Annotated in this window: 13 protein-coding genes; 4 read left to right on the top strand and 9 right to left on the bottom strand. The window is 62.3% G+C overall.

What is annotated here, in order from left to right:
* Positions 1-23 precede the first annotated feature (23 nt).
* From MCB86_RS13220 to MCB86_RS13185, 8 genes are all read right to left on the bottom strand, one after another.
* The gene (locus MCB86_RS13220) at positions 24-1004 is read right to left on the bottom strand and encodes a FecR family protein (RefSeq protein ID WP_239611589.1); all 981 of its coding nucleotides are present in this window, start codon (positions 1002-1004) and stop codon (positions 24-26) included.
* Between the two features lie 2 nt (positions 1005-1006).
* Positions 1007-1525 (bottom strand): RNA polymerase sigma factor, encoded by a 519-nt coding sequence (locus tag MCB86_RS13215; RefSeq protein ID WP_045163939.1) that lies wholly within the window; start codon positions 1523-1525, stop codon positions 1007-1009.
* A 133-nt stretch (positions 1526-1658) separates the two neighbouring features.
* Positions 1659-2360: a 3'-5' exonuclease gene (locus tag MCB86_RS13210; protein WP_045163938.1), complete on the bottom strand. Its 702-nt coding sequence runs from the start codon at positions 2358-2360 to the stop codon at positions 1659-1661.
* Positions 2357-4291 carry a putative nucleotidyltransferase substrate binding domain-containing protein gene (locus MCB86_RS13205; RefSeq protein WP_239611204.1) on the bottom strand — a complete coding sequence of 645 codons (1935 nt, stop codon included), beginning with the start codon at positions 4289-4291 and terminating at the stop codon, positions 2357-2359. The genes MCB86_RS13210 and MCB86_RS13205 overlap by 4 nt, the downstream gene beginning before the upstream one ends.
* Before the next feature lie 179 nt (positions 4292-4470).
* Positions 4471-4875 (bottom strand): phosphate ABC transporter substrate-binding protein, encoded by a 405-nt coding sequence (locus MCB86_RS13200; RefSeq protein WP_239611203.1) that lies wholly within the window; start codon positions 4873-4875, stop codon positions 4471-4473.
* Between the two features lie 11 nt (positions 4876-4886).
* A complete protein-coding gene (locus tag MCB86_RS13195; RefSeq protein ID WP_045163935.1) occupies positions 4887-6035 on the bottom strand; it encodes a hypothetical protein in 1149 nt (382 codons plus the stop codon).
* Positions 6036-6055: 20 nt separating this feature from the next.
* A complete protein-coding gene (locus MCB86_RS13190) occupies positions 6056-7678 on the bottom strand; it encodes a methyl-accepting chemotaxis protein (RefSeq protein ID WP_239611202.1) in 1623 nt (540 codons plus the stop codon).
* A gap of 195 nt (positions 7679-7873) precedes the next feature.
* Positions 7874-10054 (bottom strand): malate synthase G, encoded by a 2181-nt coding sequence (locus MCB86_RS13185; protein ID WP_239611201.1) that lies wholly within the window; start codon positions 10052-10054, stop codon positions 7874-7876.
* 293 nt (positions 10055-10347) lie between these two features.
* On the opposite strand from MCB86_RS13185, the gene MCB86_RS13180 reads away from it, so the two are divergent.
* Complete coding sequence (locus tag MCB86_RS13180; RefSeq protein ID WP_239611200.1) at positions 10348-10866, top strand: ACT domain-containing protein; 519 nt, start codon at positions 10348-10350, stop codon at positions 10864-10866.
* 5 nt (positions 10867-10871) lie between these two features.
* Here the strand turns inward: MCB86_RS13180 and rarD are convergent, their stop codons facing one another.
* Positions 10872-11765 (bottom strand): EamA family transporter RarD, encoded by an 894-nt coding sequence (rarD, locus tag MCB86_RS13175; protein WP_239611199.1) that lies wholly within the window; start codon positions 11763-11765, stop codon positions 10872-10874.
* A 193-nt stretch (positions 11766-11958) separates the two neighbouring features.
* Here rarD and MCB86_RS13170 point away from each other — a divergent pair, with 193 nt between their 5' ends.
* The 3 genes from MCB86_RS13170 to MCB86_RS13160 all read left to right on the top strand — a co-directional run bounded on the left by MCB86_RS13170 (position 11959) and on the right by MCB86_RS13160 (position 17138).
* The gene (locus MCB86_RS13170; protein WP_045163930.1) at positions 11959-12726 is read left to right on the top strand and encodes a glucose 1-dehydrogenase; all 768 of its coding nucleotides are present in this window, start codon (positions 11959-11961) and stop codon (positions 12724-12726) included.
* Positions 12723-14333, top strand: a complete 1611-nt coding sequence (gene treF, locus MCB86_RS13165; RefSeq protein ID WP_239611198.1) for an alpha,alpha-trehalase TreF — start codon at positions 12723-12725, stop codon at positions 14331-14333. The genes MCB86_RS13170 and treF overlap by 4 nt, the downstream gene beginning before the upstream one ends.
* Before the next feature lie 681 nt (positions 14334-15014).
* A complete protein-coding gene (locus tag MCB86_RS13160; RefSeq protein ID WP_239611197.1) occupies positions 15015-17138 on the top strand; it encodes a TonB-dependent siderophore receptor in 2124 nt (707 codons plus the stop codon).
* The last annotated feature ends 45 nt before the right edge of the window (positions 17139-17183 follow it).

Here is a 17183-nt window from a genome sequence, read left to right as displayed (position 1 = left end):
CGCCGCTGTGGTGGGCGCCGTCGCTACTTGCCCGGGGGGCTGACGGGTTGCGCCGGAACCACCTTGACCCACCAATCGGTGTGCCGCTCGATCCGCACAGGTAGGCTGGGCGGCAGGGCCGCCAGCGCGCGGTCGGTGTCACTCAGCGGAAAGCTGCCGCTGATGCGCAGGGATTCGAGGCTCGGGTCAAGGCCGAGGTACCCACGGCGGTACTCACCGAGTGTCGCCAGCAGATCGCCCAATGGCAGGTCTTCCACCACGAGCATGCCCCGGCTCCAGGCGTCTGCGGCGATCGGTGCTTCCTGATTGTCGTCAAGATGGTCACGATGCATCACTACCTGCTCGCCAGCCCGCACGGTACGACCCGCCTGGAGGCTGTCCGGAAGCGCGGCCACGGCGGATTGGAGTACGATCAGGCGGGTTGCATCACGCTCTTGCCGAACGATGAATCGCGTGCCGAGCGCGCGCAGATCACCTTGTTCAGTTTCGACGATAAAGGGTCTCGGGTCGCTGCCCGGTGCGGTTTCGACAAGCACTTCACCGCGGTGCAGAAACAGTCTGCGTTCTTGCTCATCGAAGCGAATATCCAGCGCGCTGCGGCTGTTCAGCTGGATATGGCTACGGTCGGCCAGCATGAGGCTCCGTTGCTCGCCGCTGCCGGTGCGCTCGTCGGCCAGCCACACCGGCAAGGGCTGCGACTGCAGCGCCAGTCCTATACCCAGCGTGCTGAACAAGGCCAGCCCGAGAAAGGCGCGGCCGGTGGCTCGCCGTCGCTGGGACGTCGCGCTGATCTGCAGTGCATGTCGCGCGCTCGGGGAATTGATACTGCCCAGTTGCTGGTCGATGCCGCCCAGCTGCGCCCAGGCTTTGGCATGCTCGGCGCTATCGCTCAGCCAGCGTTGGAGCTCGGCATTGACCTGGGGGCCGGCCGTTTCGTCACCGAGGCGCAGCTGCCAGGCGATGGCTTCATTGAGCACACGGGCCGATACCGGTTGACGGTCCATGTTCATGTAGGCTCGCCGTAAACCGCGATGTAGCACTGGCGCAGGGCCTGGGCCAGGTACTGACGCACGCGAGGGACCGAAACGCCGAGACGCTGGGCGATCTCGCCGTGCGTCATGCCATCCAGGCGGTTATAGAAGAAGGCGGCTCGCGCATTCGCCGAGAGCTGGCCAAGCAGCTCATTTACCTCGCGCAGCGCTTCGATGACTTGAAGTTGCTCTTCGGCGCTGGGTTGCGTGTCTTCCGGTTGAAGCGCCAGTTCATCGAGGTAGGCGCGTTCCAGTGCGCTGCGGCGGAATTGATCGATCAGCAGGCCGCGGGCAATTGTCGCCAGCAACGCCCGCGGTTCGCGCACGCCGTTCAGGTCATTGCGCCTGAGCAAACGCAAAAAGGTGTCCTGGCTCAGATCCTCGGCGCGGTGCGGGCAGGCCTGATAGCGCCGCAGCCAATTGAGCAGCCAGTCGCGATGGTCGCGATACAGCGAACCCACGAAGAGTTGGTTGGACGACTCACCAGCCGACAAGGCGAAGCTCCAAGGCCGAAATGGCCGCTAACGAGAACTATTCGCATGATCGCAAGTTGCCGTCATAGGTGCAACGACAGATTGTCGGCATGCGGTGGGCGAGGTTGGGCGCTGTGGGTGCTTACCGCCGACATCACAGACGCGCACGCTGGCGCTGTCGCCAGTTGGCCAAGCGTAGGTTCAACGCGGCGAGGTTATCCACACCTTGGCGGCGCGCCTTGCTGAAGAGGATCAAGGCCAGTTCGGCGGTGACCAGTGCATCGGCGCTGGCGTGATGACGCTGCAGCACCTGCAGACCGAAATGGCTGCACCACTCGTTCAGGCCATTCTCCCGTGGCCGGTTGTCGGGGCAGAGCATCGGCGCGAGCTCGGCCACGTCGATAAATGGATGGCGCAGCTTGTAGCCGAGCGCCTGTCGCAGGGCGCGGGCCAGCATGCGCTGGTCGAATACCGCGTGGTACGCCAGGATCGGACTATCACCAACGAACTCCATGAAATCCAGCAGCGCGTCGACCGGATCATCGCCAGCCTCCAGTTCGCTGGGGGCTATGCCATGGATCAGCACGCTTTCGCTGATCTTCTGCGCCGGCCGCAGCAGGGTCGACTGGAACTGATCGCCCAGGTCGATGGCGCCGTCCTCGATCACCACCGCGCCGATGGACAGGACGATGTCGCGGCGCATATCCAGGCCACTGGTTTCCAGGTCCAGCACCACCAGGCGCTGCTCGCGGAGCGGACAGGTGCCGAGTGCCGCCGGCTCGGGCAGCTGATCGCGTCGTTGCAGTTGTTCCAGGCCGAGGATCGGGCCTCGTAGTTTGAACCAGGGCATATTCATAACTGATAACGCAGGGCCAGGCTGCTCTGCAGGCGCTGGGCCTGACGGAAGGATTCGCGCAAGATGCGTCGATCCAGGTGGTTGAGGCTATCCGGGTCGAGCCGGTTGGAATAGGGCTGTCCGTCGCGTGCCTGCTGCTGGTGCTGCTGCATGCGCGTCTGCTGGATGAAATGGTAGGCCTCTTCATAGGCCGCACCATCCTTTGCGTCGATGACGTCCTTTTCGACCAGTTGGCGCAGCCGGTCGAGGGTATTGCAGGTGGCGATGCCGTGACTCAGCGCGAGTAGGCGTGCACCGTCGACGAAGGGTGTCAGGCCCTGCACCTTGAGATCCAGGGTCGGCTTGCCCTCGCCCTTGCGGGTCACCACGAAATCGCGGAAGCGACCCACTGGAGGTCGGTGGCGCAAGGCGTTGTCGGCGAGCATACGCTGGAACAGGCGGTTCTCGCCGATTTCCTCGAGCAAGTCGTGACGCAACTGCTCGTAACCTTCACACGGCCCCCAGATAGCCCGCAGGTCGAAATAGATGGTGCTGCTGAGTAGGTTCTCCGGCGTTGACTCGCGAATGAACGAATTGAAGCGGCGTTGCCATTCCTGCCTCGAGAGGCACAGCTGGGGGTTGCTGGCCATGATATTGCCCTTGCACAGGGTAAAGCCGCAGGTGTCCAGGTCCTGGTTGATACGCTCGGCCAGCGGTAGAAGGCGTCCGCGGATATGTGCAGCCTCGGCGGCGTCGGCGGCTTCGAACAGAATGCCGTTGTCCTGATCGGTGTGAAGTGTTTGCTCTCTGCGCCCTTCGCTGCCGAAACACAGCCAGGTGAACGGGACGCCGGGATCGCCGAGCGCGTCGATGGCCAGTTCGATGACGCGGCAGACCGAGTGATCATTGAGCAGCGTGATGATGTGGGTGATCTGCGTCGAGGAGGCGCCGTGCGCCAGCATGTTGTCGACCAGTGGCAGGATGCGGCTGCGGATGATCACCAGCGTCTCGACGCTGTCGGCGTGGGAGATCGCCTGGGCCAGATGGACCAAATCGACCCGCTGCAGGGAGAACAGGTCACGCTCGGAAATCACGCCGCGCAGCGTACCGTTCTCGACAATGCAAACGTGGGCGATATGCCGCTCGGTCATAGCGATCGCCGCGTCGAATGCGCTGGCGTCCGGCGGCAGATGGAAAGGGTTTGGCGTCATGAATCGGGAAATCGGCGCGGATAGCTCGGTGGTGCCGTTGGCGATCACGTGCCGGAGATCGCGCAAAGTGAAGATGCCTTGCGGATGCAGTGCCTTATCGGTGATCACGATGCTGCCGACGTTGCTGTCGTTCATCAGGCCGACCGCTTCGGGTAGCGGCATGGAGGGCAGGCAGGAAACCGGATGGTGCAACGCCAGCTCGCCGATACGGGTATCCAACGAATACTGCGCGCCGAGGTTTTCCACCGCGCGCATCTGTGCCTGCTGGTTGACCAGGTCCAGCAGGCTGCTGACCCCGCGCATGGCGAAGTCGCGGAACGCGGCGGATTTGGACACCAGCTTGATGAACGCCGGCTTGTTCAACAGGAAACAGAAGGTGTCTTCCGCGGCGAAATGGCCGGTACGGGTGGCGCGCTCGCCCATCAGCGCCGCCATCGGAAAGCATTCGCCGACGATCACTTCGAACGTGGTCTCGGTGCCGCGCTTGCTGGTATGCGGACGCTGACCGTGCACACGCCCCTGCTTGACGATGTAGAAATGCTCGACGACGCCATCATCGGGCGAAATGATGCAGTCGCCCTCACTGTAAAAGCGCAGCTGACAGTTTTCGACCAGGTAGGCGAGATGGCCCGGCTCCATTTGATTGAATGGAGGAAACTTTCGCAGAAACTCCATGGTTCCATGGATGTTCTGCATGACGGCGGTCTTGCCTGCCTCGGCGAAAGCATCGGCTTTGCTCATGGTTTTTGCGTCCATTTTTTGCGCCCAATGGTGGGCTGCAGGTCCGAAGGGGCCCATTGGACGTAAGTCTAGTCGCGGGCAAGGCGCTTTGAGCTGCCAGGCATCAGCTGTATCAGCCGGGTGTTGCCGATTCTGCAGGCAAAAAAAACCGCCTGGGAAGGCGGTTTTTTTGCTTCAAATTACGGCAGGGTGAACAGCACCTTGACCGAATCGTTGACCGCGGCGCTGTCGACATAGCCGATGGCGTCGGCTTCGGCGGCAATCTTGGCGATCATCGCGGCGTCGTCGGCGACGCTGCTCATTGGCTGGCCCTTGCCGGTGAACACCAGACCGGACCAGTAGGACTTCAGCTGCGATTCGTTCTTGCTGGTCACTGCGGTGTAGAAGCTCTCCTTGGCCGGCGTCCAGTTCTTGAGGTCGACGCCTTTCATGGACTTGTCCTTGCCCAGGAAGATATTGGCGACGTCGGACTGCGACGGGGCCTTGGCCGCGCCTGGGTTGACGATCACGGCGACTTCGGCCTGAACCATGGAGGCCATGCCGAGCAGCACTGCGCTGCCAAGGATGCGAAGGGATACTTTCATCTGGACGCTCCTCAGAATACGAAGTCGACGCCGACGGAAACGATGTCGCCGTCGTAGTTGCGGGTCGGGGCAATCCCTACAGCGTTGTCGAAGACCTCTTGAGCGCTACGGGTGAACACCCCGTCATACCCGTTCTTGGTATCGACGCGCTTGTACTCGCCCTTGACTACCACGGTCGGCGCAGCTTGATAGTTCAGGCCCAGGGTCCAGGAGCTCTGACGGCCACCGTTGTCGTCCAGCTGTGCATAGGTCAGGTGCGGTAGGAAATCGCCGAAACGACGGCCGCCCATCAGGTAGAACGAGTCGATGGATTCCATGTCATCGTTCTCGATCATGCGCGAGGTCCACTCGTTGCTGCTGATCCAGGTGCCGTTGTCGTACTGGTAGCCGATCGAGGTGAACTTGCCTTTTTCTTTATCGAGGTTCAGGAGCGAAAGCGAACGGTTTGCGCCCAGGCCGATCGCGGTAGCGTCTACCGTGCCGCTGATATCGGTCTTGATATCCGCTTCGACGTAGCCGACACGCAGCGTGCCGAATTCATTGGTGGCCAGGCTCACGCTGGCGCCGAACAGGTTGCCGTAGTCGATATCGAACTGTTCGTCGTAGGCGTAGTAGTCACGATTCTTTGCCTGACCGCCAGCAACCTGGAAGGTCACCGATCCGTAGGAAAGCGGGACGGTGTAGACCGCATCGACACCTTCGTAGTTTGTCACCTGGACCTGGCTGTAGACCTCGTCGGGCAGGCGCAGCCAAGGGTAGCTGTAGCCAACGTCGAGGCTTTCGGAATACATGTAGACCGGGCTGCGCAGGCGGCCGGCGCGAAGCATCAGCTGATCGTTGGTCTGCCATGAGAGGTAGGCCCACTCGAGATTGGCTTTCCACTCATCCTGCTGCGCCTTGGCAGTGGCCTGAACGGTCACGCCGACGGTGTCGGTCACGCCGTAGCTCAGCTGCGCGCCAAACTTGGACAGCTGGTCGCCGCGCCAGGAATCGTTGGTCTGGCCTTGCACGCCATAGCTGCGGCCTTCGTCCTCGCCACCCAGGTGGGTGAAGCCGACGGTGCCGAAACCGTTGAAGCGGTGCTCGCCCTGTTCCAGGGCGAAGACAGGGGTGGTCGCGAGGCAGACGGCTGCCAGGCCGATAACACGTACTGCGGTCATCAGGTTGCTCCTAAAGCAATTTAAACGCGGAATTGGGCCGTGGCCGCACGCAGGTGATCGCCCGTGCTGACCAGTTGCTCGCCCAGACGGGCAGTAGCTTCGGCGCCGTTTGCGGTTGCTTGTGCGTCCTGCTGCAACACTTGGGTTTCTTGTTGGATGGAACTCGACAGGCCGATCTGTTCCTGGGTGAACTGGGCGATGCCGGCGTTGAGTTCGTCGATCTGGTTGACGGTGCACGCAATGGTCTCGAGCAGATGGGTCGCCTCGACCGAGCGCTCGATGCTCGCGCGAGACTTCTCGCCATTGCTGGTCATCACGTTGAGCACGGTGTTGGCGCTGCTCTGCAGCCGCTGGATGATCTGCTGGATCTCCGCGGTGGACGCGGCAGTCTTTTGCGCCAGATTGCGTACCTCGTCGGCGACCACGGCAAAGCCACGACCCTGCTCGCCGGCGCGGGCGGCCTCGATGGCTGCGTTCAGCGCGAGCAGGTTGGTCTGTTCGGCGATGCTGCGGATTACGGTGAGTACCGAGCCGACTTCCTGGGTTTCTTCCTCCAGCTGTTCCATGGCCTTGACGGCGCCCATTACGCTGTCGCCCAAGTCGCTGATCCCGCTGGACAGGCTGCCAACGTGCTCGCGTGCGGTAGCAGCCTGGCGTGCGGCGGCGTTGGCTTCACCGGAGGCCTGCTGCGAACGCTGCGCCACTTCCTGGATGCTTCCGGTCATGGTGAGGATGTCGCGAGTGATCGAGTCGGTATGGTGTTGCTGCGACTTGGCGTTTTCTTCCGACCCTTGGGTCAGGTTGTACAGCTCCTTGGACACCTGGCCGAGCGGGCTGGCGGCTTCGATGATCTGGCGGATGGTGTGCTGCAGCTTGTCGAGAAATCCGTTGAATAGCTCAATCATGGCGCCGATTTCATCGTTCGACTCGACGTTCACACGCTGGGTCAGGTCGCCATCACCGCGGGCGATGGACTGCAGCGAGGCGATCACACCGCGTACGTTGGCCATCACGCTGCGAATTACCAACCAGGCACCGAGGCTGACCACCACGATGAGCACGAGGGACAGGATGATGCCCAGGCGCGTGGTGTTTTCGTTGGCTTCGCGGGTCCTGGCGAGGGTCTGCTGGAAATCACCATAGGCACCCGCGCGGAACTCGGTAGCCTGCTTCTGCGCTTGGGCCAGATCACTGGCCATGCGGTCCAGACTCGGCCGGAGGTCATCGAACGAGGCGCTGCCGTCGATCAACTTAGCCGAGGCGTCGAGGGCATTGTCCGCATAAGCTTTGACGGCGTTGCGCCAGCCGTCGAGTGCCTGGCGTTGTTGCGGCTGGCTGGCCAGAAGGGTAGCCAAAGCCTGTTGCTGTGAGTCGATCTCACGCAGCACCTGGCGCGCTTCGTCAAGAGTGCCCAGCTCGCCGGCCGCCACGGCGTTATTCAACAGGCCGGGAATACGCGAGAATTGAAAAATCACCACGTCGGCCTTTTCAAGTGTCGGGTAGCTTTGCGTCTCGATGGTGACCAATCGCGAATCCGTCGCGGAAAGCTGCAGCCAGGTGTAGCCGACATACAAAACCAGCCCGAACAGGGCAACGGCAGGAACCAATGACAGCTTGGCGGTAAGCGAAAAGTTTTTGAACATGCATCGACTCCACGGCGGGCGGCGGATACTACGAGACAGCACGTAATAGCGGAATGCCATCTATCTGAAATATTGTGACTAGAAATGGCATTCGGGTCACGTTATCGGTTGTCGCAGCCTGAACTTGAGCGCCGTCTGGCGGAATCAGGACATAAAAAAACCGCCCCGGAGGGCGGTTCTTCGCAACTGCTGCGGTTACAGGCCGTTCTTGGCCTTGAACTCGCGACGGCGGCGGTGCAGGACCGGCTCGGTATAGCCGTTGGGCTGCTTGGTGCCTTCGAGCACCAGTTCCAGCGCGGCCTGGAAGGCGACGTTGTTGTCGAAGTCCGGGGCCAGGGGGCGGTAGGTCGGATCCCCGGCGTTTTGACGATCCACCACCGGTGCCATGCGCTTGAGGCTTTCGACGACCTGCTCCTCGGTCACCACGCCATGACGCAGCCAGTTGGCCATGTGCTGGCTGGAGATGCGCAGGGTGGCGCGGTCTTCCATCAGTGCGATGTCGTTGATGTCCGGCACCTTCGAGCAACCGACGCCGGCGTCGATCCAGCGGACCACGTAGCCGAGGATGCCCTGCGCGTTGTTGTCCAGTTCGTTGCGCTTTTCCTCGTCGCTCCAGTTGGTGTGCTGTGCCAGCGGAATGGTGAGGATGTCATCGACCGAGGCTTTTTCGCGCTTGGCCAGCTCAGCCTGACGAGCGAACACGTCGACCTTGTGGTAGTGCATGGCGTGCAGCGTCGCGGCGGTAGGCGAGGGGACCCAGGCGGTGTTGGCGCCGGCCATGGGATGACCGATCTTCTGCTCGAGCATGCTCGCCATCAGGTCGGGCATGGCCCACATGCCCTTGCCGATCTGCGCCTTGCCCTGCAGACCGCACGCCAGGCCGACGTCGACGTTGTTGTTTTCGTAGGAGCCGATCCACTTCTCAGTCTTCATCGCCGCCTTGCGAACCACAGGGCCAGCTTCCATGGAGGTGTGAATTTCGTCGCCGGTGCGGTCTAGGAAGCCGGTGTTGATGAACACCACACGCTCGCGCGCTTCCTTGATGCAGGCCTTGAGGTTGACCGTGGTGCGGCGTTCCTCGTCCATGATGCCGACCTTCAGGGTATTACGCGGCAGGCCGAGGACGTCTTCGACGCGACCGAACAGCTCGGTGGTGAAGGCGACTTCTTCCGGGCCGTGCATCTTCGGTTTGACGATGTACATCGAGCCGGTGCGGCTGTTCGCGCGAGTGGTGTTGCCCTTGAGGTTGTGCATCGCGGCCAGGCTGGTGAACAGGCCGTCCATGATGCCTTCGGGCACTTCGTTGCCGTCCTTGTCGAGGATGGCGTCGTTGGTCATCAGGTGGCCGACGTTGCGGATGAACAGCAGGGAGCGGCCATGCAGGGTCAGCTCGCCGTTGCCATCGGCCTGGGTGTAGACGCGGTCCGGGTTCATGGCGCGCGTGATGCGCTTGCCACCCTTGTCCAGCTCCTCGACCAGGTCGCCTTTCATCAGGCCGAGCCAGTTACGGTAGACGAGGGTCTTGTCGTCGGCGTCGACCGCGGCGATGGAGTCTTCGCAGTCCATGATGGTGGTCAGCGCCGATTCCATCAGCACGTCTTTGACACCGGCCGCGTCGGTCTGGCCGATGGGGCTTGCCGGGTCGATCTGGATTTCGAAGTGGATGCCGTTGTGCTTGAGCAGCACCGCGATCGGTGCGTCGGCGGCGCCCTGGAAGCCACGCAGCTGGGCGGGATTCCGCAGACCGCTGGTATTTCCGCTCTTCAGCGCGACGACCAACTTGCCTGCTTCGATGCGGTAGCCGGTGGAGTCGGCGTGCGAGCCGCTTTCCAGCGGCGCGGCCTCATCGAGGAAGGCGCGAGCGTAGGCGATGACCTTGTTGCCGCGGATTTCGTTGTAGCCCGGACCCTTGGTGGCGCCGTCTTCTTCAGAAATCGCATCGGTGCCATAGAGCGCGTCGTACAGCGAGCCCCAGCGGGCGTTGGCCGCGTTCAGGGCGAAGCGCGCGTTCATGATCGGCACCACCAATTGCGGGCCGGCCATGCGGGCGATTTCTTCGTCGACGTTCTGTGTAGTGGCCTGGAAGTCTTCGGCTTCCGGCAGCAGGTAGCCGATGTCCTGCAGGAAGGCCTTGTAGGCCACCGGATCGTGGGCTTGACCGGCGCGGGCCTGGTGCCAGGCATCGATCTGCGCCTGCAGGTCGTCACGCTTGGCCAGCAGCGCGCGGTTCTTCGGCGCCAGGTCGTGGATGACGCTGGAGGCGCCGGCCCAGAAGGCATTGGCATCAACACCAGTACCGGGAATCGCTTCGTTGTTCACGAAGTCGTACAGGACTTTGGCGACCTGCAGGCCACCGACTTCAACGCGCTCAGTCATTACTCGCCTCACTTGGTTCTTCTTCAAATCCGTCGGACAGTTCTTCTTGTAGTCCGGGTCGGCGGATACTACATGAAGCGGTTTGGAAAATCAGTCCGCCAAATGGACCGCTCTTCAACCTCGCGGCGAGCGAGTCAATGCCTGAGTCGGCGGGTTTGAAATGGCTGGCTCGGCGCGGCGACGGCGGTAGATTGTTCTATACCTATGGAGCCGGACGCCACGAGTGAGGTCCATAGCATTCGTTTCCCGGACGACCCGCAGGGGGCGTCCATCCATCATTTGAGGAGCCCAAAATGGATCATCTCGTCCTAACCGTCATTGCCGAAGATCAGCCCGGGCTGGTCGAGCGCGTGGCCAAGTGCATCGCCGAGCATGGCGGTAACTGGCTGGACAGCCGCATGTCGCGCATGGCTGGCCAGTTCGCCGGGATTTTGCGGGTCGCGGTACCGAAGGACGCTCACGCCGGGCTGACCGATGCGCTGCAACTGCTGGAGCAGCAGGGTATTCGGGTGGTGTTTGCGCGCAGCGGCGAGGTGCCCGAACGCAGCTGGCGAATGATCCAGCTTCAGCTCGTAGGCAACGATCGCTCGGGTATCGTGCGCGACATCACCCGCCTGCTGGCGGGGCACGGCATCAATGTCGAAAGCCTGAACACCGACGTCCTGCCCGCGCCGATGACCAACGAGCTGCTGTTTCATGCCGACGCTCGGCTGGCGGTGCCAGCCGAGCTGTCGCTGGATGAACTCCAGCAGCACCTGGAGACATTGGCCGATGAGCTGATGGTGGAATTGAAACTGCAGTCAGCCGAGTAAACGCCTTACCTCACCGACACTTGGCGCATCAGCCGCCAGGCGTCGTAGCTGTATACCGCCAGGCCGGCCCAGATGCAGATGAACGCGAGCTGGCGGTCAGCGGGGAAGGGCTCGTTGAACACCCATACCGCCAATATCAGCAGTAGGGTTGGCGTGATGTACTGCAAGAATCCCAGCGTCGAATAGGGCAGGTGGCGCGCGGCGGCGTTGAAGCACAGCAGCGGCAACAATGTCACCGGCCCGGCTGCGACCAGCCAGAGAGCCTGTGGATCGGTCCAGAACGACCATTCGGTGCTCGGTCCGCTGCCGAAGAAGAACAGCCAGCCCAGGGCGATCGGTAGCAGTAGCCAGGTTTCGACCACCAGGCCCGGCAGCGCCGCCACCGGCGCCTGTTTGCGCAGCAGACCGTAGGTAGCGAAGCTCAGTGCGAGGGCGATCGACACCCAGGGGAAATCCCCGAGCGTGATCAACTGCAGGAGCACACCGACCACCGCCATCGCCACCGCCAGCCACTGCAGCGGTCGTAGCCGTTCGCGCAGTACGATCAACCCGAGCAGCACATTGACCAGTGGGTTGATGTAATAGCCCAGGCTCGCTTCGAGCATGTGGTCGTGATTGACCGCCCAGACGTAAATCAGCCAGTTGGTCGCGATCAGCACGCTGGAGATCATCAGCACGCCGATTCGCCGCGGGTGAGCGAGCAGTTCCTGCCACCAGCCCGGGTGGCGCCACAGCATGAGCACCAGCGTACCGAACAGCGCCGACCAGATGGCGCGCTGGGTGACGATCTCCAGCGCCGCATACTGTTCGATTGACTTGAAGTAGAGCGGAAACATGCCCCAGATGCAGAAGGTCGTCAGACCCAGTAGATACCCTTTACGCAGATCGGCAGTGGCCATGGAAATTCCGAAACGGTGCGGCGGAGAGCCGGCCATTCTGCGCCTCTGCGATGGCATTTGTCTGCCGCGTCGACCAATCCCGGATGTTCTGAAACGTTCACAAACAGGCGGCATTGAACGGAGCCGGTAACAGCCCGTCTCAGGAGGATGATCGAAGGCCGCGGTAGCGGCCCGTCCGCCACGAGGGGAATCGATGAAATTGCAGAACAAAGTCGCACTGGTCACCGGCAGCTCCCAGGGTATCGGTCGTGGCATCGCCGTGCGTCTGGCCGAGGAAGGCGCCGATCTGGTCATCAATGGCCGGCACGATGACGACGAATCCCAGGCAACCCTCGAGCAGGTTCGTGCGCTGGGTCGCCAGGCCTGTTTCATTGCTGCCGATGTCGGGGTCGCCGCCGAATGCCGGCGGCTGGTGGCGCAGTCAATCGAGCAGATGGGGCGTCTCGACATACTCGTCAATAACGCCGGCGTGCAGCGGCATAGTCCGTTTCTCGAGGCCGGCGAAGGCGATTACGACCTGGTGCTCAACGTCAACCTGCGTGGCCCGTTCTTTCTCGCCCAGGCGTTCGCGCGGCATCTGCGCGATGCCGGCCGAGGCGGGCGGATCATCAATAACAGCTCGGTGCATGAGGAGTTGCCGTTTCCCAACTTCACCAGCTACTGCGCCAGCAAGGGTGGGCTGAAGTTGCTTATGCGCAACCTGGCGATCGAGCTGGCGCCGCTGGGGATCACGGTCAATAACGTGGCACCGGGGGCGATCGAGACGCCAATCAACCGGGCCCTGATGAATCAACCCGAGAAACTGGCCGGCCTGCTCGCCAATATTCCCACCGGTCGCCTCGGGCAGCCACGCGATGTGGCTGGTGCGGTGGCGTTTCTCGCCTCGGACGAGGCCGATTACATCACCGGTACTACACTGGTGATTGATGGCGGACTGCTATGGAACTACAGCGAGCAATGACCGACACCGATCTGAGCCCTTTCGATTACGACACCCGTGCGGTTTCTGACGCAGACACCCTGACCCCGGCGGACCGCTATCAGGAATTGTTCGTGGCGGTGCAAACGCAGCGCGTGTTTCCCGACAGCAAGACCTTCGTCGACTGCGCGCCACGCCAGCATCCAGAGCGGATTCTGGACAGCTATCGGACACGTAGCGGCGAGCCCGGTTTCGATCTGAAAGCCTTCGTGCTGGAGCATTTCGAGGTCTACCAGAGGGCACCTACGGAGTTCGTGGCCAACCCCGACGACAGCCTGAGCGAGCACATCGACCGGCTCTGGCCGATACTCACCCGACAGCCGCGGCAGCATCCGGAGTTCTCCTCACTGCTGCCCTTGCCGCACGACTACGTCGTACCGGGCGGCCGTTTCACCGAGATGTACTACTGGGATTCCTACTTCACCATGCTCGGCCTGGACGAGAGCGGGCATTGCGAGTTGCTACGGTCGATGGCCGACAACTTCGCCTACCTGATCGATACCTACGGGCATGTACCAAATGGCAATCGGTCCTATTACCTGAGTCGATCGCAGCCGCCGGTTTTCGCGCTGATGATCGATCTGTTCGAGGATACCGGCGTGCATCGCGCGAGCGATTACCTGCCGCAACTGCGTAAGGAATACGCCTTCTGGACCGAGGGCGCCGATCATCTGCGTCCCGGTGAGGCGCATCGGCGCTGTGTCTGTCTGCCCGACGGCAGCGTGCTCAACCGCTACTGGGACGAGCGCGACACCCCCCGCGAGGAGTCCTATCTCGAAGACGTGGAAACCGCGCGTTCATCGAGCCGGCCGGCGCACGAGGTCTATCGCGACCTGCGCGCCGGTGCCGAATCGGGCTGGGATTTCAGCTCACGCTGGCTGGGCGACCCGCAGCGCCTGTCGAGTATTCGCACCACCAACATCATTCCGGTGGATCTGAACAGCTTCCTGCACAAGGTCGAATGTCAGATTGCTCGACTCAGTGATCAGAAAGGCTGGCATGCATGCGCCAAGACGTTCCGCCAGCGCGCCGATGCGCGCCTGGCGGCGATCAACCTGTATCTGTGGAGCGATCGGGACGGCGCCTATTTCGACTACGACTGGACGCTGCAACAGCAGCGCGACAACCTCACCGCCGCGACCCTGACGCCACTGTTCCTCCGGCTGGCCAGCGATCAACAGGCGGGGCGGGTGGCCGATATCGTTCGTGAACGGCTCCTGGCACCTGGCGGGCTGTCGACCACTGAAATTGCTGACACCGGTGAACAGTGGGACCGCCCCAACGGCTGGGCGCCGTTGCAGTGGATGGGCATTCGCGGGCTGCAGCGCTACGGGCACAACGCCTTGGCGCTGCAGATCGAAGAGCGATGGCTGAAGGTCGTCTCGCTGCTGTTCGAACAGGAAAGCAAGCTGGTGGAGAAGTATGTGCTGCGCCCCAGCGCCGAACATGCCGGCGGTGGCGAATATCCGTTGCAGGATGGTTTCGGTTGGACCAATGGCGTGATCCGCAAACTGATGCAGGATGACCCCAACCACGAGGCCCATCGCTGCCGAGCCGGCCGATGCCGGGCGGAGTGGGCGCCAGAGTGATATCTGTTCGAAGCCCAGCTTGACGTTGGGCTTGTCGGTGGCCGTCGGTAGTGCAATCGACGCGGTGGTTTGACCTCCCATGAGCGTGCGGGGTCCTGGCGCCCACGTTCGACGATCGGTGGGCCGTCAGTTCGCCGTAATTTGGCCTCCACCCATGTGGCGTTGAGTGCTGGCCGTTCCGCCTGTGAAGTTGCTGCACATGGTTTGGCGCATCTTGTACAGACTCGGCGCGTTACGAGGGGCGCCAACATCATCGCGTGGCCGAGTCGAGTCAGCTCAACAATCTTCTAGCTCAGTTGGTTGGCCGAATGGCCAATCCGGTTCGCACCTGCACTTAACCCTTGCGTAGTTGGCCGCTTGTGTCGGTCGTCCCTCATGGGCCAAGCGCTGCCGCACGTAGCGCCAAGGTTCCATCCGAGTACTCAATCCGGTTCGCTGAATGGCCGATGCTGAGCCTGGTGGTTGGTATCCCGTTGCATCTATCAGCTCGAACGAAGCCGGCCGGACGAGGTACCGATCGCAGGCCGAGGCGCTGCGATGCTCGGGGCAGCAGCGGGTCGCCACACCAGCAATCGCACTCAACAGCGTTTAACGAGCTCGTGAAGAACTGGTTCTAGCCTCTTCTAAATAAAAACATTTATCAATATCATGCGCATTAACGTTATTTGAAGGGTTGGTCCCATGAGCCTCGTTGTCGCTTCGCCGCCGTTTTCTTTGCGCCCACTGGCGCTTGGTCTGCCAGTTCTGATTGCCTGCTTCGCCGCCGAGGCTCAGGATACGGTTGAGCTGGAGGCACAACAGATCACTGCGCCACGCGAAGTCGAGCGGGGCAATGGCCCGGTCGAAGGCTATGTCGCAAAACGCAGCGTCAGCGGCACCAAAACTGACACACCAATCGTCGAGACCCCGCAGTCGATCAGCGTGATCACCGCCGACCGCATCCGCGATCAGGGTTCGCTGACCATCCAGGACTCGCTGCGCTATGTCGCCGGCATGCGCGGCGAGGCCTATGGCTTCGACAGTCGTGGCGACTCCGCACTGATTCGCGGTGTGTCTCCGACGACCTTTCTCAATGGCCTGCAGCTGAGCGTCGGTAACTACAACAACACACGCACCGATCCTTTCACGCTGGAACGCGTCGAGGTGATCAAGGGACCGTCGTCCATGCTCTATGGGCAGAGTTCGGTCGGCGGCTTGCTCAATTTCGTCAGCAAGCGTCCGCAGGCCGAACAGAAGAGCGAGCTGCAGCTGCAGTACGGCAGCTTCGACCGCAAGCAGATCGCCTTCGACAGCACCGGTCCGCTGGATGAAGACGGCACGTTGCTCTATCGCGTGGTCGCGATCCAGCGTGACAGCCAGACCCAGGTCGATCACACCAAGGACAACCGCCTGCTATTCATGCCGTCGCTGACCTGGCGTCCCAACGAGCAGTTCGAATGGACTCTGATGGCCAATGTGCAGAAGGACGACGGCGGCACCACCAGCTCCTTTTTGCCGCACCGCGGCACGGTGCTCAGCGCGCCCTATGGCGAGATTGGCAGTGAGCGCTTCGTCAGCGAGCCGGGCTTCGATGAGTACGACAGCGAGCAGAAAGCGCTGACCTCGCAGATGGCCTGGCAGCTTGATGACACCTGGACGCTGCGGCAGAACCTGCGCTGGCAGAAGAGCAAGGTCAGCTATCAGACCATGTACGGTTGGCCGCCGGTACTCGGCGCCGACGACCGCACGGTCAACCGCGTCTGGTCCATTTCCAAGCCGGAAGTCACCATCTGGACGGCCGACCATCAGGCCGAGTCGCGCTTCGACACTGGCGCGCTGCAGCACACCGCGCTGGTGGGTATCGACTACCGGCACGCCGTCACCGATAGCCGGACCGCTCGCGGCGTGGCCACCCCGCTGGACCTCTACGATCCGGTGTACGGCACCTTCGATCCGTCCGGCATCACGCTTTCCGACGTTCCGCAGCAGCGCGTCGCCCAGCAGGGCCTGTACGCTCAGGACCAGATCCGCTACCAGAACTGGCTGATGACCCTCGGCCTGCGCAAGGATTGGGCGGACACGCGAGTCGAGGAGGGCACTCGGCAGAAGGATGACGCGGTCACCGGTCGCGTCGGTCTGACGTACCTGTTCGACAATGGCGTGGCGCCCTACATCAGCTACAGCGAATCCTTCACGCCGATCATCGGTCTGGATAACTTCACTCAGCAGTCCTACAAACCGCTCGAGGGCGAGCAGTGGGAGCTCGGTGTGAAATACCAGCCGGCTGGTAGCAACACGCTGCTCACGGCCGCGGTGTTCGATCTGCGCGAGAAGAACCGCCAGATGCCCAACCCGGCGAATCCTCTCAGCACCATCCAGGCCGGCGAAGCGCGGGTCAAGGGACTGGAGCTCGAAGGGCTGGTCGAGATGAACCCGAACTGGGATCTGATCAGCACCTACACCTACCTGGACAGCGAAGTGGCCAAGGGCCCCTCCGCCCAGCAGGGCAAGCGCATCGCCAGCGTGCCTGAACATATGGCCTCGCTGTGGTCGCAGCACCGCTTCAGCATCGCCGGCATTCCCGGCTTCAGCGCTGGTGCCGGTGTGCGTTACGTCGGCGCCAGCTGGGATGGCACCGATACGCTGAAGACGCCATCGACGACGCTGTTTGACGCCATGCTCGGCTACGCCTATCAGGACTGGGCCTTCACCGTTAACGCCACCAACCTGGAAGACGAGACCTACTACACCACCTGCCTGTCGCGTGGCGACTGCTTCACGGGCAACCGCCGCACCGTGGTGGCGACCGCGAGCTACAGCTTTTGAACGTCGCTGAGCCGCGCGCCGCTTGCCGGCCAGCAAGGGAGGATT

It is taken from the genome of Pseudomonas sp. KSR10 (assembly GCF_022355455.1).
In the GTDB taxonomy this organism is placed as follows: domain Bacteria; phylum Pseudomonadota; class Gammaproteobacteria; order Pseudomonadales; family Pseudomonadaceae; genus Stutzerimonas; species Stutzerimonas stutzeri_E.
Note: the sequence above shows the minus strand (reverse complement) of the source record. Positions and strands in the feature narration are given on the sequence as shown.